This window comes from Pseudomonas sp. p99-361 (assembly GCF_003935475.1).
Taxonomy (GTDB): Bacteria; Pseudomonadota; Gammaproteobacteria; order Pseudomonadales; family Pseudomonadaceae; genus Aquipseudomonas; species Aquipseudomonas juntendi.
Window position 1 is genome coordinate 1 of record NZ_RHQO01000061.1, and the last position, 20,586, is coordinate 20,586.

Annotated in this window: 21 protein-coding genes; 9 read left to right on the forward strand and 12 right to left on the reverse strand. The window is 63.5% G+C overall.

The window, feature by feature from the left end:
* Positions 1-96 precede the first annotated feature (96 nt).
* From EGJ22_RS20660 to dadA, 5 genes are all read right to left on the reverse strand, one after another.
* Positions 97-1,953 (reverse strand): acetyl-CoA hydrolase/transferase C-terminal domain-containing protein, encoded by a 1,857-nt coding sequence (locus tag EGJ22_RS20660; protein WP_064314228.1) that lies wholly within the window; start codon positions 1,951-1,953, stop codon positions 97-99.
* Between the two features lie 164 nt (positions 1,954-2,117).
* Complete coding sequence (locus tag EGJ22_RS20665; protein WP_033690433.1) at positions 2,118-2,522, reverse strand: cytochrome c5 family protein; 405 nt, start codon at positions 2,520-2,522, stop codon at positions 2,118-2,120.
* 154 nt (positions 2,523-2,676) lie between these two features.
* Entirely contained in the window at positions 2,677-3,225 is a 549-nt protein-coding gene (locus EGJ22_RS20670; RefSeq protein ID WP_009682929.1) for a cupin domain-containing protein, read from the reverse strand.
* A gap of 108 nt (positions 3,226-3,333) precedes the next feature.
* On the reverse strand, positions 3,334-4,407 hold the full coding sequence (gene alr, locus EGJ22_RS20675; RefSeq protein WP_029885738.1) for an alanine racemase: 1,074 nt from the start codon (positions 4,405-4,407) through the stop codon (positions 3,334-3,336).
* A 144-nt stretch (positions 4,408-4,551) separates the two neighbouring features.
* Positions 4,552-5,856 (reverse strand): D-amino acid dehydrogenase, encoded by a 1,305-nt coding sequence (dadA, locus tag EGJ22_RS20680; RefSeq protein WP_029885737.1) that lies wholly within the window; start codon positions 5,854-5,856, stop codon positions 4,552-4,554.
* A gap of 156 nt (positions 5,857-6,012) precedes the next feature.
* Between dadA and dadR the strand changes: the two genes are divergently transcribed.
* Entirely contained in the window at positions 6,013-6,501 is a 489-nt protein-coding gene (gene dadR / locus EGJ22_RS20685; RefSeq protein ID WP_003258963.1) for a transcriptional regulator DadR, read from the forward strand.
* A gap of 2 nt (positions 6,502-6,503) precedes the next feature.
* On the opposite strand, the gene EGJ22_RS20690 is transcribed toward dadR, so the two are convergent.
* Positions 6,504-6,857 carry a YkgJ family cysteine cluster protein gene (locus tag EGJ22_RS20690; protein ID WP_009682925.1) on the reverse strand — a complete coding sequence of 118 codons (354 nt, stop codon included), beginning with the start codon at positions 6,855-6,857 and terminating at the stop codon, positions 6,504-6,506.
* 195 nt (positions 6,858-7,052) lie between these two features.
* Between EGJ22_RS20690 and EGJ22_RS20695 the strand changes: the two genes are divergently transcribed.
* A complete protein-coding gene (locus tag EGJ22_RS20695; RefSeq protein ID WP_029885736.1) occupies positions 7,053-8,345 on the forward strand; it encodes an FAD-binding oxidoreductase in 1,293 nt (430 codons plus the stop codon).
* A gap of 14 nt (positions 8,346-8,359) precedes the next feature.
* Here EGJ22_RS20695 and EGJ22_RS20700 read toward each other — a convergent pair whose 3' ends face one another.
* On the reverse strand, positions 8,360-8,590 hold the full coding sequence (locus EGJ22_RS20700; protein WP_029885735.1) for a DUF1127 domain-containing protein: 231 nt from the start codon (positions 8,588-8,590) through the stop codon (positions 8,360-8,362).
* A 179-nt stretch (positions 8,591-8,769) separates the two neighbouring features.
* Between EGJ22_RS20700 and EGJ22_RS20705 the strand changes: the two genes are divergently transcribed.
* The gene (locus EGJ22_RS20705; protein WP_161893043.1) at positions 8,770-10,200 is read left to right on the forward strand and encodes a PLP-dependent aminotransferase family protein; all 1,431 of its coding nucleotides are present in this window, start codon (positions 8,770-8,772) and stop codon (positions 10,198-10,200) included.
* Positions 10,201-10,260: 60 nt separating this feature from the next.
* Positions 10,261-11,814, forward strand: a complete 1,554-nt coding sequence (locus tag EGJ22_RS20710) for a phospholipase D family protein (RefSeq protein ID WP_029885733.1) — start codon at positions 10,261-10,263, stop codon at positions 11,812-11,814.
* 37 nt (positions 11,815-11,851) lie between these two features.
* Here EGJ22_RS20710 and EGJ22_RS20715 read toward each other — a convergent pair whose 3' ends face one another.
* On the reverse strand, positions 11,852-12,991 hold the full coding sequence (locus tag EGJ22_RS20715; RefSeq protein ID WP_009682919.1) for an MFS transporter: 1,140 nt from the start codon (positions 12,989-12,991) through the stop codon (positions 11,852-11,854).
* 144 nt (positions 12,992-13,135) lie between these two features.
* The gene (locus EGJ22_RS20720; RefSeq protein WP_029885732.1) at positions 13,136-14,629 is read right to left on the reverse strand and encodes an aldehyde dehydrogenase; all 1,494 of its coding nucleotides are present in this window, start codon (positions 14,627-14,629) and stop codon (positions 13,136-13,138) included.
* Positions 14,630-14,825: 196 nt separating this feature from the next.
* On the opposite strand from EGJ22_RS20720, the gene EGJ22_RS20725 reads away from it, so the two are divergent.
* On the forward strand, positions 14,826-15,185 hold the full coding sequence (locus EGJ22_RS20725; RefSeq protein ID WP_009682916.1) for a cupin domain-containing protein: 360 nt from the start codon (positions 14,826-14,828) through the stop codon (positions 15,183-15,185).
* A gap of 82 nt (positions 15,186-15,267) precedes the next feature.
* A complete protein-coding gene (locus EGJ22_RS20730; RefSeq protein ID WP_009682915.1) occupies positions 15,268-15,471 on the forward strand; it encodes a hypothetical protein in 204 nt (67 codons plus the stop codon).
* 66 nt (positions 15,472-15,537) lie between these two features.
* Here EGJ22_RS20730 and rpmG read toward each other — a convergent pair whose 3' ends face one another.
* Entirely contained in the window at positions 15,538-15,693 is a 156-nt protein-coding gene (gene rpmG, locus EGJ22_RS20735; RefSeq protein ID WP_003253507.1) for a 50S ribosomal protein L33, read from the reverse strand.
* A gap of 11 nt (positions 15,694-15,704) precedes the next feature.
* Positions 15,705-15,941 (reverse strand): 50S ribosomal protein L28, encoded by a 237-nt coding sequence (gene rpmB / locus EGJ22_RS20740; RefSeq protein WP_003253504.1) that lies wholly within the window; start codon positions 15,939-15,941, stop codon positions 15,705-15,707.
* A 361-nt stretch (positions 15,942-16,302) separates the two neighbouring features.
* Here rpmB and EGJ22_RS20745 point away from each other — a divergent pair, with 361 nt between their 5' ends.
* Positions 16,303-17,907: an ABC transporter substrate-binding protein gene (locus EGJ22_RS20745; RefSeq protein ID WP_029885731.1), complete on the forward strand. Its 1,605-nt coding sequence runs from the start codon at positions 16,303-16,305 to the stop codon at positions 17,905-17,907.
* Positions 17,908-18,028: 121 nt separating this feature from the next.
* Here the strand turns inward: EGJ22_RS20745 and radC are convergent, their stop codons facing one another.
* A complete protein-coding gene (radC, locus tag EGJ22_RS20755; RefSeq protein ID WP_029885730.1) occupies positions 18,029-18,709 on the reverse strand; it encodes a DNA repair protein RadC in 681 nt (226 codons plus the stop codon).
* Between the two features lie 129 nt (positions 18,710-18,838).
* Between radC and coaBC the strand changes: the two genes are divergently transcribed.
* Positions 18,839-20,050 carry a bifunctional phosphopantothenoylcysteine decarboxylase/phosphopantothenate--cysteine ligase CoaBC gene (coaBC, locus tag EGJ22_RS20760; RefSeq protein ID WP_009681996.1) on the forward strand — a complete coding sequence of 404 codons (1,212 nt, stop codon included), beginning with the start codon at positions 18,839-18,841 and terminating at the stop codon, positions 20,048-20,050.
* A 5-nt stretch (positions 20,051-20,055) separates the two neighbouring features.
* Positions 20,056-20,511 (forward strand): dUTP diphosphatase, encoded by a 456-nt coding sequence (gene dut / locus EGJ22_RS20765; protein ID WP_029885729.1) that lies wholly within the window; start codon positions 20,056-20,058, stop codon positions 20,509-20,511.
* Positions 20,512-20,586 lie beyond the last annotated feature (75 nt).

Below are 20,586 nucleotides of genomic sequence, written 5' to 3' on the forward strand. Positions count from 1 at the left end.
CTGCCATACCTTGTGGCAAACACCTGTCAGCCCTAAGGCGATCCCTGTGGGAGCTGGCTTGCCGGCGATGGGCTGCAAAGCAGCCCCGGCAATTCATCAGGTAGCCGCCAACCCCGCCAGCAACAGCCGCTGATAAAGTTCTTCCTTCAACCCCTGCGGAGCATCCAGCCCCATCCGCTCCAGATGCTGCTCATACCCCTCCGGCCCCGGCGCATCCAGCGCGGCCTTGCCCAGCTCCAGCACCTCGCTCAACTTGAACTTGCTCTTCAACCAGTTCAGCGCCCGCAACAGGTCCTGCTCTTCGGCAGTGAAGTCCGTACCCAGCGGATACTCGGGGAACAACCGTGCATGCTGCGCCCTGACCGCCTCAAGGCGTTGCGGGGTGTTGTCGGCAAAGCGCGCGTCCAGCTCAAAGCCCTTGTGCAGCTTGCCGGCACTCTTGGCCTGCTCGATCAGCCCCTGCTGGAACCGTGAATCGCTTACCGCCAGCAACCGTGCAATCACTTCGCTGTCGGTCTGCCCACGCAGGTCGGCGATGCCGTATTCGGTCACCACGATATCGCGTAGGTGCCGGGGGATGGTGCAGTGGCCGTACGCCCAGAAAATGTTCGACGTCACCTCACCGCCCGACTCGCGCCAACTGCGCAACAGCAGGATCGAGCGCCCACCCTCCAGCGCATGGCCTTGTGCAACGAAGTTGTATTGCCCGCCCACGCCACTGAGCACTCGGCCATCTTCCAGCTGGTCGGCCACCCCGGCACCCAGCAGGGTCATGCCGAATGCGGTGTTGATGAAGCGCGCATCGCGGCGCTGGCGGCGCTTGAGTTCCTCTTGCCCGTAGAGTTCGTTGATGAAGCTGATACGGGTCATGACGAACTGTGCACGCTGCTCCAGCGGCATCTCGCGCAAGCGCTGATAGAACGCCTGCGGGCCAAGGAAGAAGCCACCGTGCAACAACGCGCCCTGCTCATCCGCCGGGCGTCGCAACAAGCCTGCCTCGGCCAGCACCAGCAGGCCGTTGACGAACATCTCGCTGCAGCCGTAGAGGCCTTGAGCGAAGGTATCCAGCCCCCCTTCCCGATCGATCAGCGCCTGCCAGGGGCCGACATCGAGTGCATCGAGCACCGCTCGGTAGCCGGCGTTGTCGCCCTGGCGCGCCAGCAATGCCGCGGCGACCGCATCGCCCATGGCACCAATACCGATCTGCAGCGTGCCGCCGTCGCGCACCAGGCTGCTGGCATGCAGGCCAATGCAGTGGTCCTGAATGCCGACCGGCATGTTCGGTGTGGAAAACAGCCGGCGTTGTTCGGCCTCGTCGAGCAACAGGTCGAACGCGTCGATCGGCAGCTCGGCATCGCCAGGCATGTAAGGCAGCTCGGCGTGCACCTGCCCCAGCATGAGGATGGTTTCACCGGCAGCGCGGCGTTTGGCGACCATGGGCAGCAGGTCGAGGGTGATGTCGGGGTTGCAGGCCAGGCTCAGGTGCACGGGCTTTTCGGCCGTGGCAGCCACCAGTTGGGCGATCAGGTTCAGGCCCTTGGCGTTGATATCCCGCGCGGCGTGGCTGTAATTGCTGCTGACGTAATCCTGCTGCGCCGATTCGCTGTGCAGCAAGCTGCCGGGCTGCATGAAGAACTGCTCGACGCGGATGTTGGCGGGCAATGTGTCGTTGCGCAGGTCGCTGAGGTAGGTGAGCTCTTCATAGTCGGCGAACACGCGCTCGACAAAAGGCTCCAGAAACCGCCGCTGCAGCCCGTCGCCCAGTGCCGGCCGGCCCAGGGACAGGGCGGTGTAGATGGTCAGCCGCCGTTCGGGCAGTTCGCGCACGCGGGCGTAGAGGGCATTGACGAAGGCGTTGGGCTTGCCCAGGCCCAGCGGCAGGCCCATGTGGATATGAGCTGGCAGGCGTGCCAGGACCTGCTCGACAGCCTGGTCGATGGAGCAGAGGTGCATGGGGCCTCCTGAGACATCCGTGGGTTCAGGGGTTGGACATGAACTCAAGCGAGTTGGTTGCCGGTGCGGGCCCTTTCGCGGCCAAAGCCGCAAAGAGGCCGGCACAGCCGCCACAAAAACAAAGCCCGCCATCAATGGCGGGCCTGGTGAAATTCAGCTGCAGCTCACAGCCCGGACATCTTCTTGATCGCCCCTTTCAGGTCGTCGTCCGAGCAGTCCGCGCAGGTACCTTTCGGTGGCATGGCGTTGATGCCGGTAATGGCCTTGGCCAGGATGCCATCCAGGCCGCCCTGGTGGTCGGCTCGCTCCTTCCAGGCCGCGGTATCACCCACCTTGGGCGCGCCGAGCAGGCCGCTGCCATGGCAGGCATTGCAGTGCTTGGCAATGATCTCGTCCGGGGTCTTGGCACCACCGCCACCCGCGGTCGCCGCCACTTCCATGCCTTTGCACTCCTGGCCCTGCACACAGACCTGGCCAACGGGTTCCAGGCGCTTGGCAATGTCGTCATTGGTCGCAGCGGTTGCGCTCATTGCCCAGAGGGCGAATACGGCTGCTGGTACGGCCAGCATCTTCTTGATTTGGTTCACGCGAACACCCTCATGGTGGCTAATCACGCCCGCGGCCACGAAACAGCGAGCGCTGAAAAGTATAGCGGCAACCTGAAGGCGGTGAAACGACCCTACACGGGAAAGGGGTATTGCCGAATCAATGCACTGCGCTGGATCAAAAGTTTGAGGGCGTAGCGGCACTGATCAGCCGTGCAGGCTGGTCGAACGGGTTGCGAAAGCGGTGCGGGCGGGTGCTTTCGAAGTAGTAGCTGTCGCCTTCCTCGAGGATGAAGATCTCGTTGCCGACCACCAGCTCAAGGCGGCCTTCGAGCAGAATGCCGGTTTCCTCACCGTCATGGGTCAGCATTTCAGCACCGGTGTCGGCGCCCGGCGGGTAGACCTCGGTCAGGAAGGCAATGGCGCGGTTGGGGTGCGACTTGCCGACCAGCTTCATGGTTACCGCACCGTCCGAGATATCAATCAGCTCGTGGGCTTTGTAGACAATTTGCGCAGGGCTCTGCGCCTCCAGTTCGACCGAAAAGAATTCGACCATGGACATGGGAATGCCGCTCAGCACCTTGCGCAACGAGCTGATGGAGGGGCTTACGCTGTTCTTCTCGATCATCGAGATGGTGCTGTTGGTCACCCCGGCGCGCTTGGCGAGTTCGCGCTGGGACAGGCCCTTGAGCTTGCGGATGGCTTGCAGTCGTTCGCCGACGTCCAAAGCTGGAGCCTCCTGAAACGGTAGAAAGGGGGTGGATGTGAACGATATCATGGCAATGCCGTTCAGTATTTACAACACACCGCCCCTCAACCTGTCCGCATCAGCGTGTCATTCGCCGACGTAATCCAGGGGGACCCGTTTCAGGTTGCAGAAGATCTGGTAAGGAATGGTGCCAGCCTGTGCCGCCACTTCACTGGCCAGTACCTGCTTGCCCCACAGTTCGACCGGGCTACCCACCGTGGCGTCGGGCACATCGGTGAGGTCGATGCTGAGCATGTCCATCGACACCCGGCCGATCAACGGGGCGCGCTTGCCAGCCACCAGCACCGGCGTGCCATTGGGCGCCTGGCGCGGGTAGCCATCAGCGTACCCCATGGCCACCACGCCAACACGGGTCGGCCGCGGGCTGACGAACTTGGCACCGTAGCCCACCGGTTGGCCGGCGGGCAGCTCACGCACGCTGATCACCCGCGATTGCAGGGTCATCACCGGCTGCAGGCGCGCAGCTTCGGCCTGGGCCACCTCGAAGGGCGTGGCGCCATACAGCATAAGGCCTGGGCGCACCCAGTCGCTGGGCGCTTGCGGCCAGCCCAGCACGCCGGGCGAGTTGCGCAGGCTGCACTCGGCCGCAAGGCCCTGGCGTGCGGCTTCGAACACGGCGATCTGCTGCGCGGTGGCGTCAGCATCCAGTTCGTCGGCACGGGCGAAGTGGCTCATCAGTACAATCCGCGCGACCTTGCCGCTGGCCAGCAGGCGCTGGTAGGCCTCGTGGTAATCCTTGGGGTGCAAGCCCACCCGGTGCATGCCGCTGTCCAGCTTCAGCCAGACACTTAGCGGCTTGCACAGTTGCGCTTTCTCGATCGCCTCCAGTTGCCACAGCGAGTGCACCACACACCACAGATCGTGCTCGGCGATCAGTGCCAGCTCGCTGGCTTCGAAAAAGCCTTCCAGCAGCAGCACCGGGGCCTTGATACCGGCACCGCGCAGTTCCAGCGCCTCTTCGATACTGGCCACGGCAAAGCCATCGGCTTCGGCCTCCAGGGCCAGGGCACAGCGCACGGCACCATGGCCGTAGGCATCGGCCTTGATCACGGCAAGGGCTTTGGCACCGGTCAGTTCACGGGCCAGACGGTAGTTGTGGCGCAGGGCCTGGAGGTCGATCAGGGCGCGGGCGGGACGCATGGCGGCTGCCTTATGGTGGTTCAATTAGAAATCGGTGTTGGATTCACCGCCGGCAAGCCAGCTCCCACAGGACTCACAGGGCCTGAGAACTGTGGAGATCCTGTGGGAGCTGGCTTGCCGGCGATGAGGCCGGTACAGGAGACCTTACTGCTGGTGAGCCGGCGCAGCATGCCCGTGCTTGGCCACTTCCCGGCTGTTGCCATACCGCGAAATGTCCAGGCCCTCGGCGCTGATCTGCGGCTTCTTGCGCGCGATCAGGTCTGCCAGCAGTCGCCCGGAGCCGCACGCCATGGTCCAGCCCAGGGTGCCGTGACCGGTATTGAGGAACAGGTTGCGGAACGCCGTGGCACCGACAATCGGTGTACCGTCCGGGGTGGCCGGACGCAGACCGGTCCAGAAACTAGCCTGGCTCAGATCACCGCCGCGAGGATAAAGGTCGTTGACGATCATCTCCAGTGTTTCACGCCGACGCGGGTTGAGCGACAGGTCAAAACCGGCGATCTCAGCCATGCCGCCAACGCGGATGCGGTTGTCGAAACGGGTGATCGCAACCTTGTAGGTCTCGTCGAGAATGGTCGAGGTCGGCGCCATGTCGCCATTGGTGATCGGCACGGTCAGCGAGTAACCCTTCAGCGGATAGACCGGGGCTTTGATGCCCAGCGGCTTGAGCATGTGTGGCGAATAGCTGCCCAGCGCCAGCACATAGCGGTCAGCGGTTTCCAGCTTGCCGTCGATCCACACGCCATTGATGCGGTCGCCGGCGAAGTCCAGGCGCTGGATGGCCTGGCCGAAGCGGAACTCCACGCCCAGCTTCAGCGCCATGTCGGCCAGCTTGGTGGTGAACAGCTGGCAGTCGCCGGTCTGGTCGTTGGGCAGGCGCAGGGCGCCAGCGAGAATGTCTTTCACCCCGGCCAGGGCCGGCTCGACGCGGGCAATGCCATCGCGGTCCAGCAATTCGTACGGTACGCCAGACTGCTCGAGCACGGCGATATCCTTGGCCGCAGCATCGACCTGGGCCTGGGTGCGAAACAGCTGGGTGGTGCCCAGGCTGCGGTTTTCGTAATTGATGCCGGTTTCGGCGCGCAGCTCGTCGAGGCAGTCACGGCTGTACTCGGACAGGCGCACCATGCGCTCCTTGTTCACCGCATAACGGCTGGCGGTGCAGTTGCGCAGCATCTGGGCCATCCACAGGTACTGGTCAACGTCACCGGTGAGCTTGATTGCCAAGGGTGCATGGCGCTCCATTAGCCATTTGATGGCCTTCAAGGGCACACCCGGGGCGGCCCAGGGCGAGGCATAGCCGGGCGAGATCTGGCCGGCGTTGGCGAAGCTGGTTTCCATGGCCACCGCCGGCTGGCGGTCGACCACCGTCACTTCGAAACCTTGCCGGGCCAGGTAGTAGGCACTGGCGGTTCCAATCACACCGCTACCAAGTACCAGAACTCGCATCGTTGTATCCCTCACACGCGGCACGCCGCAGACTTTTATGGAAATGGCATGGATGGGCGCAGTATAGAAATTCGAGGGCAGTGCAATTCACTATATAAAAGCCTATTATTGGCGAGAATTCTCGGCATAATCGCCTTTCACGGAGGGGCATCCCCTATGAGAACCCAGCACCAGAGCAAGCGTGAACTGGACAAGATCGACCGCAACATTCTGCGTATCCTGCAGAATGACGGGCGTATTTCCTTCACCGAACTGGGCGAGAAAGTCGGGCTGTCCACCACCCCTTGCACCGAGCGGGTTCGCCGCCTTGAGCGCGAGGGCATCATCATGGGCTACAACGCCCGCCTGAACCCGCAGCACCTCAAGGGTAGCCTGCTGGTGTTCGTGGAAATCAGCCTGGACTACAAGTCGGGTGACACCTTCGAAGAGTTCCGCCGCGCGGTGCTGAAGCTGCCGCACGTGCTGGAGTGCCACCTGGTTTCCGGTGACTTCGACTACCTGGTGAAAGCGCGCATTTCCGAGATGGCCTCGTACCGCAAGCTGCTCGGCGACATACTGCTGAAGCTGCCGCACGTGCGCGAGTCGAAGAGCTACATCGTGATGGAAGAGGTGAAAGAGAGCCTCTGCCTGCCGATTCCGGACTGACGCTAGACCAACACCTGGCGGGTGCTGGCGATGAACTGGTGAACGAGCTGCTCCGCGCCTGGGTCGATCATCGGCTCAGGGCCCCGGCCACGGGGGCAGGCCATGCGCGGGGTGGTGCCGAACAAGCGGCAGATCATCGGCCGTTCTTCATACACCGTGCAGCCGTTGGGGCCCAGGTGCACACAGTCCAGGCGCGCCAGGGCGGCATCCTGCTCGGCCTGGGACTTGCGCGGCAGGCGGGCCATTTCTTCGGCCGAAGTGGTGACCGGGCCGCAGCAGTCGTGGCAGCCGGGTTCGCACTCGAAGGCAGGGATGAGTTCGCGCAGGAAGTGGATCTTGTGGCGGTTGCAGGACATGGCTAAGTACAAAATTGAAAAACAGGGGTTGGATTATAGGGCAATCGCCGGCAGGCCAGCTTCCACAGGTACACCACTGGTCTCAGCCCTTGCACATACCCTGTGGGCGCGGGCTTGCCGGCGGTGGGGCCGGTTGCCCACCCCAGAGCCCCGGCTTATCCTCCCCCCTCGCCCACCAGCCCCAGGACCGACGCCATGATCCACAGCGCGCAGCACGCCGCCTCCTACTACGCCGCCAGCAGCGCGCCACACCCTGACCACGCTTTCCTGCAGGGCGAGCACAGTGCCGACGTGTGCATCGTCGGGGGTGGCTATTCAGGCCTGAACACGGCCATCGAGTTGGCCGAGCGCGGCTTCTCGGTCATCCTGCTGGAAGCGCGCAAACTTGGCTGGGGCGCCAGTGGGCGCAACGGCGGCCAGCTGATTCGCGGGGTCGGCCATGGTCTGGAGCAGTTTCTGCCGGTGATTGGCGAGGACGGCGTGCGCAGCATGAAACTGATGGGCCTGGAGGCCGTGCAGATCGTGCGCGAGCGGGTCGAGCGGCATGCCATTGCCTGCGACCTGACCTGGGGCTACTGCGACCTGGCCAACAAACCCGCGGAGCTGCTGGGCTTTGCCGAAGACGCCGAAGAGCTGCGTAGCCTCGGCTACCCACACCAGCTGCGCCTGGTCGGCAAGGACGATATCCACAGCGTGGTCGGCGCCGACTGCTATGTGGGTGGGCTGATCGACATGGGCTCCGGGCACCTGCACCCGCTCAACCTGGCCCTGGGCGAAGCGGCCGTGGCCGCGCGCCTGGGGGTGAAGCTGTTCGAGCAGTCCGAAGTTACCCGCATCGACTACGGCACATCAGTGCAAGTGCATACCGCCCAAGGCCGGGTGCGCGCCAAGACCTTGGTGCTGTGCTGCAACGCCTACCACAACAACCTCAACCGCGAACTGGGCGGCAAGGTGCTGCCAGCGGGCAGCTACATCATCGCCACCGAGCCGCTGGGCGAGGAACGCGCCCGCAGGCTGCTGCCGCAGAACATGGCAGTGTGCGACCAACGGGTAGCCCTGGATTACTATCGCCTCTCAGCCGACAACCGGCTGCTGTTCGGCGGTGCCTGCCACTACTCGGGCCGAGACCCGAAGGACATCGCTGACTACATGCGGCCGAAGATGCTCAAGGTGTTCCCCGAATTGGCCAACGTACGCATCGATTACCAGTGGGGCGGCATGATCGGCATCGGCGCCAACCGCCTGCCGCAGGTCGGCCGGCTGGGCAGCCAGCCGAACGTGTATTACGCCCAGGCCTACTCGGGCCATGGGCTCAACGCCACCCACCTGGCCGCGCGCCTGCTGGGCGAAGCCATCAGCGGCCAGGAAAGCGGGCGCTTCGACCTGTTCGCCAAGGTGCCACATATCACCTTCCCTGGCGGCCAGCACCTGCGCTCGCCGCTATTGGCCTTGGGGATGCTGTGGCATCGGCTCAAAGAGCTGCTCTGAAGCCAGACAGCACATCAGTCCTTCCAGAAGGGTTTGCGGCCTTCGAGCCGTGCCTGCTCCCAGCTCAGCCCAACATCGCGCAGCTCGGCATCGGTCAACTGCAACAGCGCCCTTCGGGTACGCCAGCGGTGCAGCATCAGGCCCCAGCGCCCCAACCCCTGCGGCGCGTTGAACACCTTGGCCTGCTGCTCGGTTTCCAGTTCCTTGGCCAACAGCTGCAAGCGCACATCGCTCATGCCCCCCATCACCGCACCCTCCCCGTTCAGTCGATACCGTAGGGAAAGCATGCGCGAGGGCGATACCGGCAATACAGATCCAAAACAGCCTTATTATTCCCATACAGCATTGGCTAGCGGCCGACTGAATGCTGTATTTTCCAGGCAACTGTACCGGTCGCTGCCTACAGGTGGCCCAGGAGTATGCCTTGACCCTTTACCTCAACCTCGCCGAACTGCTCGGTGCCCGCATCGAGCAGGGCCTGTATCGCCCAGGCCAGCGCCTGCCGTCGGTACGCGCCCTGAGCGTGGAGCACGGGGTCAGCCTGAGCACCGTGCAGCAGGCCTACCGCATGCTCGAAGACAGCGGCATGGTCTCGCCCAGGCCCAAGTCCGGCTATTTCGTCAGCGACCACCGCCAACTGCCAGCGCTGCCTGCAGTCAGCCGCCCGGCCCAGCGCCCTGTGGACATCTCGCAATGGGAACAGGTACTCGAGCTGGTGCGCAGCACCCCGCACAAGGACGTGGTGCAACTCGGCCGCGGCATGCCCGATATCGACAGCCCAACCCTCAAGCCTTTGCTACGCAGCCTCGCCCAGTTGAGCCGGCGCCAGGACATGCCGGGACTGTATTACGACAATATCCATGGCAACCTGGCGCTGCGCGAGCAGGTAGCGCGGCTGATGCTCGATTCCGGCTGCCGCCTGGGCCCGGCCGACCTGGTGATCACCACCGGCTGCCATGAAGCGCTGTCATGCAGCATTCGCGCGGTTTGCGAGCCAGGCGACATCGTTGCGGTCGACTCGCCCAGCTTCCACGGCGCCATGCAAACCCTCAAGGGCCTGGGCATGAAAGCGCTGGAGATCCCCACCGACCCGGTCACCGGCATCAGCCTGGAAGCACTGGAGCTGGCCCTGGAGCAGTGGCCGATCAAGCTCATTCAGATCACCCCCAGCTGTAACAACCCACTCGGCTACATCATGCCCGAGGCGCGCAAGAAGGCCTTGCTCAGCCTGGCCCAGCGCTACGACGTGGCGATCCTGGAAGACGATGTGTACGGCGACCTGGCCTACACCTACCCGCGCCCGCGCACCCTCAAGTCATTCGACGACGATGGCCGCGTGTTGCTCTGCAGTTCGTTCTCCAAAACCCTGGCCCCCGGCCTGCGGGTGGGCTGGGTGGCACCTGGGCGCTATCTGGAACGGGTGCTGCACATGAAATACATCAGTACCGGCAGCAGCGCCAGCCAGCCGCAACTGGCAATTGCCGATTTCATCGCCGGCGGGCACTACCAGCCCCACATGCGGCGCATGCGCAGCCAGTACCAGCGTGGCCGTGACCTGATGAGCGATTGGGTAACGCGCTACTTCCCGGCGGGTACCCGCGTCAGCCGGCCGCAGGGCGGCTTCATGCTGTGGGTGGAATTCCCCGAACATTTCGACACGCTGCGGCTGAACCGCGCTTTACTGGAGCAAGGTGTTCAGGTGGCGGTGGGCAGTATCTTCTCGGCCTCGGGCAAGTTCCGCCACTGCCTGCGCATGAATTTCGCTGCGCGGCCAACGCCACAGATCGAGGCTGCCGTGCGCAAGGTAGGTGAAACCGCCCTTCGTCTACTGGATGAAGAAAGCGCCGACGCGTAACTTTGCGCCGCCCGCCACTGTCCAACCTCCACAGCCCTTGCCGCACAGGACGATCCACCCTTGAGACCCCAGCGCGCCTTGTCTTTGTTGCTGATGCTGTTGCTCGGCCTTGCCGGCTGTGCCAGCGTCAGTACCCCACGCGAAACCAGCCAGGCCCTGCCCGCCAGCGAATCGGCCTTCGGCCGCTCGGTGCTGCGCCAGGCGGCACCGTATGGCGGGCAGTCCGGCTTTCGCCTGCTGCCCAACAGCAACGAAGCATTTCGCGCCCGCGCCGAATTGATCCGCAACGCCCAGGCCAGCATCGACCTGCAGTACTACATCGTGCACGACGGCCTCAGCACCCGCGCCCTGGTGCACGAACTGCTGCGTGCCGCCGACCGCGGCGTGCGTGTACGCATTCTGCTCGACGACACCACCAGCGACGGCCTGGACACCATCATGGGCACCCTCGCTGCCCACCCGAATATCCAGATCCGCGTGTTCAACCCACTGCACCTGGGCCGCAGCACCGGGGTGACGCGCGCCTTCGGCCGCCTGTTCAACCTGTCGCGCCAGCACCGCCGCATGCACAACAAGCTGTTCCTGGTGGACAACAGCATGGCTATCGTCGGCGGCCGTAACCTCGGCGACGAGTATTTCGATGCCGAGCCCAACCTCAACTTCACCGACATCGACCTGCTGAGCGTCGGCCCTATAGCCGAGCAACTGGGGCACAGTTTCGACCAGTACTGGAACAGCGCGCTCAGCCGACCTATCAGCGATTTTCTGTGGCATGCGCCGGATGCCGACGACCTGCGTGCCAGTCGTCATCGCCTGGAAGTCTCGCTGGCTGAAGCCAGGACCCAGCGCAAGGCCTTGTACGATCGGTTGATGGCCTACCAGTCGCAGCCGCGCTTGGATGTGTGGCGCAACGAGCTGATCTGGGCCCATGCACAGGCGCTGTGGGATGCCCCAAGCAAGGTACTGGCCGATGACGAGCCGGACCCGCAGTTGCTGCTGAGCCACCAGTTGGCGCCTGACCTGGCCAACGTGCACAGCGAACTGATGCTGACATCGGCTTATTTCGTGCCGGGCGAGCCAGGGCTGCTGTACTTGACCGGCCGTGCCGACGCAGGTGTCTCGGTAAAACTGCTGACCAACTCATTGGAAGCCACCGATGTGCCGGCCGTGCACGGTGGCTACGCCCCCTATCGCCGGGCCTTGCTCGAACATGGGGTACAGCTTTATGAGCTGCGCCGCCAGCCGGGCGACCCCAGCGCGGGGCGCTTGAGTTTCCGCGGTAGCTCGGACTCCAGCCTGCACACCAAGGCGATCGTGTTCGACCGGCGCAAGACCTTCATCGGTTCATTCAACTTCGACCCGCGTTCGGTCCTGTGGAATACCGAAGTGGGGGTGCTGGTGGACAGCCCGGAACTGGCCGAATACACCCGCGAGCTGAGCCAGCAGGGTATGGCGCCGGCGCTGAGCTATCAGGTGAAACTGCAGGGGGGCAAACTGGTGTGGGCGACTGAGGACAATGGACAGCAGCATGTGCTGACCTCCGAGCCGGGCGGGATGTGGCGCAGGTTCAATGCCTGGGTCAGCAAGGCGGTTGGCCTGGAGAAAATGTTGTAGCGGCGTTTTTGGGGCTGCTTTGCAGCCCCGAAAACGCTCAGGCAGACACAGCCTCAAACGCCCCGCGCCTCTGGGTCAACACCACCAGCCCCGCAGCCCCTGCAGCCATCAGCAACAGCAACGCATGCCCGCTGACCCACTGGCTGCCTGCCCCGGCCAACAATGGCCCCAACAGGCAGCCAATGCCCCACAACTGCGCCACGTGAGCATTGGCCCGCACCAGTTCATCGTCGCGGTAGCGCTCACCGATCAGCACCAGCGACAAGGTGAAAAGGCCGCCGGCACTGGCCCCGAACAGTACCCACAGCGGCCATATCACCGGCGTGTGCAGCAACAGCGGGATCGCCAGGCTGGAGACCAGTAGCGTTACCGCACAGCCGGTGAACAACGCACGGCGCGACATATGATCGGCCAGCGCGCCGATGGGCAACTGCAGCACAGCATCGCCGACCACTACCGTACTGACCATGAACAAGGCGATTTCAGTGGTGAAACCTTGCTGCAGGCAGTACACCGGCAGCAACGTCAGGATCATTGCCTCGAACGAGGCAAACAGGGCGATGGCCCAGGCAATCACGGGCAAGCGACGGCAGAACCTGAACAGGTCGCCGAAGCCGACACTGCAAGCTTCGGTGCTCGGTGCACCGCCGCGCCCCAACAGCACCAGCGGCGCGAGCAGCAACAGGCCGGTGGCGGCCCAGAAACCAAAATCGTCAGCCGAACCGAGTACGCCCAGCACCAGCGGCCCAGCCAGCTGGCTCAAGGCGTAGCTGCTACCGTACAGCGCCACCAGGCGGCCGCGCCATTGCTCGACCACCAGCTGGTTGATCCAGCTCTCACCCAGGATAAACACCACGGTCAGGGACATGCCGATCATCAGCCGCAACAGCAACCACAGCGGGTAGCTGGGCAATAGCGCGACCAGGCCGATGGACAACGCACCACCCCACAGGCAGATGCGCATGGCCGCAGGTAAGCCGACCCAGCCGGCCAGGCGGCTGGCCAGGCTGGCACCCGCCAGTACCCCCAGCGCAGGCATCGCGGCCATCACGCCGATGGCGAAACTGCCATAGCCCCAGGCTTCCAGACGCAGAGATACCAGGGGCATGCTCACGCCCAGCGCCAGGCCGACACTGAGCACTGATGCCAGTACCGCGAAGTAGGTCCCCCAACGCATTGCTGCCTCCCAGGCCAAGAATTTTCCATGGCCCATTCGCGGGTAAACCCGCTCCCACAGATACACCACCATCCTTGAAAGCGGTGCAGTACCTGTAGGAGCGGGTTTACCCGCGAATGGGCCGCAAAGCGGCCCCTCCTGGAATTACAGCTTGATCCAGGTCGCCTTCAGCTCGGTGTATTTCTCCAGCGCATGCAGCGACTTGTCACGGCCGTTGCCCGATTGCTTGAAGCCACCGAACGGTGCGGTCATGTCGCCGCCGTCGTACTGGTTGACCCACACGCTGCCGGCGCGCACGGCCCGCGCAGTCTTGTGCGCCTTGGAAATGTCCGCCGTCCAGATACCGGCCGCCAGGCCGTACGGGGTGTCGTTGGCGATGGCGATGGCTTCTTCGGCGGTGTCGAAGGCAATCACCGACAGCACCGGCCCGAAGATTTCTTCCTGGGCGATGCGCATGGCATTGGTTACGCCATCGAAGATGGTCGGCTCCACATAGGTGCCACCGGTTTCCTCCAGGGTGCGCTTGCCGCCGGTCAGCAGCTTGGCGCCATCCTTGTGGCCGGCCTCGATGTACGACAGCACGGTATTCATTTGCTGGGTATCGACCAACGCACCCACGGTGGTCTCTGGGTCGAGTGGGTTACCGGGCTTCCAGCCTTTCAGGGCCTCGACCACCATGGGCAGGAACTTGTCCTTGATCGAGCGCTCGACCAGCAGGCGCGAACCGGCAGTGCACACTTCGCCCTGGTTGAAGGCGATGGCACTGGCGGCAGCCGCAGCGGCCGCTTGCAGGTCCGGTGCATCGGCGAAGACGATGTTCGGGCTTTTGCCGCCAGCCTCCAGCCAGATTCGTTTCATGTTCGATTCGCCTGCATAGACCATCAGTTGCTTGGCGATCTTGGTCGAGCCGGTGAACACCAGCGTGTCGACATCCATGTGCAGGGCCAACGCCTTGCCCACGGTGTGGCCGTAGCCTGGCAGCACGTTCAGTACACCCGCCGGGATGCCGGCCTCGATCGCCAGTTGCGCGATGCGAATGGCGGTCAGCGGCGATTTTTCCGAAGGCTTGAGCACCACCGAGTTACCGGTGGCCAGTGCCGGGCCGAGTTTCCAGCAGGCCATCAGCAGCGGGAAGTTCCACGGTACGATGGCACCGACCACGCCGACTGGCTCACGGGTAACCAGGCCAAGCTGGTCGTGTGGGGTGGGCGCGACCTCGTCGTAAACCTTGTCGATGGCTTCGGCGGTCCAGTGAATGGCCTGGGCTGCACCGGGGATGTCGATGCTGGAGGAGTCACCGATCGGCTTGCCCATGTCCAGGGTTTCCAGCAGCGCCAGCTCTTCGACGTTCTGGCGCAGCAGGTCGGCGAAACGGATCAGCGTGGCTTTGCGCTTGGCCGGGGCCAACTGCGACCAGACGCCAGCGTTGAAGGTGGCACGCGCGTTTTCCACGGCACGGTTGGCATCGGCCAGGTCGCAGCTGGCAACCTTGGCCAGGAAGCGTCCGTCGACCGGGCTCAGGCAATCGAAGGTTTCACCGGATACGGCATCGGTGTATTCGCCGTTGATAAAGGCACGGCCTTCGATCTTCAGTTGCTGGGCGCGTTGTTCCCAGTCCGCACGGGTCAGGGTGGTCATACGAAACTCCTCCTCTTGTTTAGGTGCAACGCCGCACTGAGGACTCACAGGCGTTGTCAGAATTCTGGCCGGGCGACGAGCGCACACTGGCAAGCGATACCCTAAACCAGCCACTGCAAACTATCAATATATTTGACACGGAAGGCCCAAAAGCCTACTGATGTTAATTTTATTTAACAAGAACAGGAGCCGCACCATGAACATCGCCAGCATCATCGACTTCGCCCAAGTGCTCACTGAAGCCGAACGGTACCGCCCTGCGGCTGAAAAAATCCTCAAGGGTGAGCCAGACCAGGCGGTCTACAACCATTACTCCAGCCCATGCGGGCAGTTTGCAGCAGGCGTTTGGGAGGGTGAGGTCGGCCAGTGGAAAGTGAACTACACCGAGCATGAATACTGCGAGATCGTCCAGGGCGTTTCGGTACTGCGCGACGACAACGGCGGTGCCAAGACCCTGCGCGCCGGCGACCGGTTCGTAATCCCGGCCGGGTTCACAGGCACCTGGGAAGTGCTTGAGCCGTGCCGCAAGATCTACGTCATGTTCGAGCAGAAGTAATTATGTAGCGCAGCTGGCCAGGCGGCATGCGTGAGGATGGCCCTGCCCACAACGGGCCATTCACCTCAACAGGAAGATCACCATGACCAACGATGACGTCAAACAAGCCCTCGCCCACCTGGTCGGCGCCCCTTACGTGCCAGAGCTCAAAGACACCATCTGCGCCATTACCGGCCGCTCCCGCGTGGTCGGCCCCACCGACATGTGCACCCGCGAGTTCGACCCTACCCGCATCCAGATCAGGACCGACGCCAACCAGGTGATTCAGGGCTTCGAATTCAACTGACCTTGCAGCAGGCATAAAAAAACCCGCGTCCTTACGGATGCGGGTTTTTTTCAGGTCGCCGATCAATTACTTGATCTTGGCTTCCTTGTACACCACGTGCTTGCGAACAACCGGATCATATTTCTTGATCTCGATTTTGTCCGGGGTGGTGCGCTTGTTCTTGTCGGTGGTGTAGAAGTGGCCGGTACCGGCACTCGAAACCAGACGGATCAATTCACGCATGATGCTCTCCCTTAAACCTTGGCGCCAGCTTTACGGATGTCAACCAGAACGGCGTCGATGCCGCGCTTGTCGATAATACGCATGCCTTTGGCGGAAACGCGCAGACGCACGAAGCGCTTCTCGGATTCAACCCAGAAACGGTGGTGCTGCAGGTTCGGCAGGAAACGACGACGGGTTTTGTTGTTTGCGTGGGAAATGTTGTTCCCGGTTACTGGACCCTTACCAGTAACTTGACAGACTCTCGACATGACTCAGCCCTCTAAAACCACATGCCCAACCCGGCATGGGTTGGCCGCTTAATCTCTCAGTCTTTGGCGCCTGGGCGCCGTGATTCTGGAGGCCTTATCGACCGGATCCGCTTATGCGACAGGCCGAGCCCCTAGAAAAGAGCGCTGCTTTATACCAGAAAGACCTGGCTGCAACAATAGTTGATGCACATTGGCGCAAGCCCGATTCAGCCGGGGCAGCATACCTTCAGGCCCCGCCAGCCGTCGACCGCTCGTCGCCACATTTGTAAAAAAGGATGTGGTCATTTCCCGACAGGCACACTAGGGTAGGCTTTTTCCAGACTGCACTGGCAGATGGGCCACTGACAGCCAAGGAGCCACCATGCGTGCCGCCGCCCTTTCCTTATTGTTCAACTCCCTGTTCACCGCCACCCTGTTCGCGGGTGGCATCGCCCAGGCCGCGCCCCTGAGCGTTTGCAGCGAGGCCAGCCCCGAAGGCTTCGACGTGGTGCAGTACAACTCGCTGACCACCACCAATGCCACCGCCGACGTGCTGATGAACCGCCTGGTGGAGTTCGATGCGGCACAGGGCAAAGTGGTGCCGAGCCTGGCGGCCAGCTGGACGGTCTCGGCCGACGGGCTGGTGTACGACTTCACCCTGCGCGACGGTGTGAAGTTCCATACCACCCCGTACTTCAAGCCCACCCGCGAATTGAATGCCGATGACGTGCTGTTCAGCTTCCAGCGCATGCTCTACCCGGCCCATGCCTGGCACAAGACTGCACCCGGCGGCTACCCGCACGCCCAGTCGCTGCAACTGGGTAGCCTGATCAAGGCGATCGACGCCCCGGCCCCGAACACCGTGCGCTTCACCCTCAGCCACCCAGACGCCACGTTCCTGGCCACCCTGAGCATGGGCTTCGCGTCCATCTACTCTGCCGAATATGCCGACAAGCTGCTCAAGGCCGGTACGCCAGAGAAGCTCAACAGCCAGCCGATCGGCACCGGGCCGTTCACTTTCCAGCGCTTCCAGAAGGACGCTGTGGTGCGCTACCGCGCCAACCCGGACTACTTCGGCGGCAAGCCGGCAGTGGATCCGTTGATCTTTGCCATCACCACCGATGCCAACGTGCGCCTGCAAAAGCTCAAGCGCGGCGAATGCCAGGTCGCCTTGTCGCCCAAACCGCTGGATATTGCCGAAGCGGCCAAGGACGACAAGCTCAAGGTGGCCAGTACGCCCGCGTTCATGACCGCCTTTGTCGCCATCAACAGCCAGCACCCGCCACTGGACAAGCCGGAAGTCCGCCAGGCGATCAACCTGGCCTTCGACAAGCAGGCTTACCTCAAGGCGGTGTTCGAAGACTCTGCGGTGGCGGCCAACGGCCCCTACCCGCCCAATACCTGGAGCTACGCCAAAGACTTGCCCGGCTACCCTCTGGACGTGAAAAAGGCCAAGGCCCTGCTGGCCAAGGCCGGCCTGGCGGAGGGCTTCAGCACCACTATCTGGACGCGGCCATCGGGCAGCCTGCTCAACCCCAACCCAAGCCTTGGCGCGCAAATGCTGCAGGCCGACCTGGCCAAGATCGACATCAAGGCCGAGATCCGCGTGATCGAATGGGGTGAGCTGATCCGCCGCGCCAAGGCCGGCGAGCATGACCTGCTGTTCATGGGCTGGGCCGGTGACAACGGCGACCCGGATAACTTCCTCAGCCCGCAGTTCTCCTGTGCGGCAGTGGAGTCGGGCACCAACTTCGCACGGTTCTGCGACAGCCGCCTGGACCAGCTGATCAGTGCCGGGCGCACCACCAACGACCAAAGCGTGCGCAGCCGGCTGTACCAGCAGGCGCAAACCCTGATTCAGCAGCAGGCACTGTGGGTGCCGTTGGCGCACCCGACAGCGGCGACCCTGCTGCGCCAGGAAGTCGAGGGGTACCAGGTCAGCCCGTTCGGGCGGCTGGATTTCAGCAAGGTGTCGGTGGCCAGGTAGACCTGCACCGGGCTCTTCGCGGGCACGCCGGCTCCCACAGGGACATCACCGCCTTCAAGGCCGGCGAATATCCTGTGGGAGCGGGCTTGCCCGCGAAGAGGCCAGCACACAACTAAACGGCCTAAGCCACGATCCACCCCTGCTCAACCATCGACAACGGCTCCCCGTCGCCAATGATGATGTGATCCAGCACCCGCACGTCGATCAATGCCAGCCCGCGTTTGAGCGACAAGGTCAGGTGCACATCGTCCTGGCTAGGCTCACTGTTGCCTGAAGGGTGGTTATGGCACAGGATCAACGCCGCCGCGTTGTGCAGCAATGCCCGCCGCACCACCTCCCGCGGGTAGACGCTGGCCCGGTCGATGGTGCCCCTGAACAGAATCTCGAACGCCAGCGGCCTGTGCTTGGTGTCCAGAAACAGGCAACCGAACACCTCGCTGGGCTCATGGCGCAGCATGGCCTTCAGGTAACGCCGCACCGCCTCGGGCCCTTCCAGCACCGCTGCGCGCGCGATGTGCTCATCCAGGTAACGCCGGCCGATTTCCAGCAGCGCTTGCAACTGTGCGTATTTCACAGCGCCTATGCCCGGCTCGCGCAGCACCGCCGCGCGCTCGGCCTCAAGAAACTGCCGCAGCCCACCAAAACGCACCAGCAGCCCGCGTGCAAGGTCCAGTACATTGCGCCCGGCCACGCCCGAGCCGAGCAACACGGCCAGCAACTCGGCGTCCGACAGCACCGCCGCACCCCGTTGCAACAGCTTCTCCCTTGGCCGATCTTCAGCCGGCCACTCTCTGATATTCATCCCTGCCCCTCTGCCCTTGCTGCGGCCCATTTCGGCCCTGTGTTAATCTATTTCGCCTCGTACATGCGACGTTCTGCCGCAGGCATTTGCAAACGTCGCCGCCCGCTCTCACTGGAAAAAGGCAAGCCTATGCAGCGGCTGTATCGCAAGCGCATCGTTCTCGGCGTGGGTGGCGGCATTGCCGCCTACAAAAGCGCCGAGCTGATTCGCCGTCTCCTGGAGCACGGCGCGCAGGTGCGCGTCGTCATGACCCGTGGGGGTGCCGAATTCATCACCCCGCTGACCCTGCAGGCGCTGTCGGGCCACCCGGTGCACATGGACCTGCTGGACCCGGCTGCCGAAGCGGCCATGGGCCACATCGAACTGGCCAAGTGGGCCGACCTGGTCTTGATCGCCCCGGCCACCGCCGACCTGATGGCGCGCATGGCCCAGGGCATGGCCGATGACCTGCTGACCACCCTGGTACTGGCCACCGACGCCACCGTGGCGGTGGCCCCGGCGATGAACCAGGCCATGTGGCGCGACCCGGCGACCCAGGCCAACCTCGACCTGCTCAAAAGCCGTGGCATCCAGGTATTCGGCCCGGCCTCCGGCAGCCAGGCCTGTGGTGACGTGGGCCTGGGGCGCATGCTCGAGGCCACCGAGCTGGCCTGGTGCGCGGCAGAAAGCTTCAAGCGCCAGGCCCTGACCGGCAAGCATGTGCTGATCACCGCCGGGCCGACCCAGGAAAACATCGACCCGGTGCGCTACATCACCAATCATAGCTCCGGCAAGATGGGTTTCGCCCTCGCCGAGGCGGCAGCTGAAGCAGGGGCTCGGGTGACCCTCGTGACCGGCCCGGTGCACCTGCCAACCCCGGACCGGGTCAGCCGTATCGACGTGGTCAGCGCGCGGGACATGCTCGCGGCCTGCGAGGCGGCCATGCCGTGCGACCTGTTCATTGCCTCGGCAGCCGTTGCGGACTACCGCCCGGAAGTCGTTGCCACACAAAAACTGAAGAAAGATCCTACGACCGGCGACGGCATGCTGCTGCAGATGGTGCGCAATCCCGATATCCTTGCCACCATCGCCGGCCGCGCCGACCGCCCGTTCAGCGTCGGCTTTGCCGCCGAGACCGAACACCTGCTCGATTACGCCACGCGCAAGCTCAAGGACAAGAACCTCGACCTGATCGTCGCCAACGATGTGGCCAACCCCAGCATTGGCTTCAACAGCGAAGAAAATGCCTTGACCGTGATCGACCGCCAACAGCACCAAACCCTCTTCGCGCAGACCAGCAAGGGCAAGATCGCCCGGCAACTGGTCGCCTTCATCGCCGAACGGCTCAACCAGGTTCAATAAGTTACATGCACGCTCTTCAAGCCAAGATCCTCGACCCACGCCTGGGCAGCGAATTTCCGCTGCCGACCTATGCCACCCCCGGCTCCGCTGGCCTCGACCTGCGCGCCCTGCTCCAGCAAGACACCGTCCTCGAACCAGGCCAGACCCTGCTGATTCCTACCGGCTTGTCGATCTACATCGGCGACCCGGGCCTGGCCGCCGTCATCCTGCCGCGTTCGGGCCTGGGCCATAAGCACGGCATCGTGCTGGGCAACCTGGTCGGGCTGATCGATTCGGACTACCAGGGCGAGCTGATGGTGTCGTGCTGGAACCGCGGCACCACCCCTTTCACCATCGCCGTGGGCGAGCGTATCGCCCAGCTGGTGCTGGTGCCGGTCGTGCAGGCGCATTTCGATATCGTCGAGGCCTTCGATGAAAGCCAGCGCGGCGCTGGCGGCTTCGGTCACTCCGGCAGCCACTGAGCCGAAACACGACCGTTCAGGCCAAGGATGGCGAACTCTCTGGTGAAACCACCGTCCAAGCGTTCAATTTGCGCC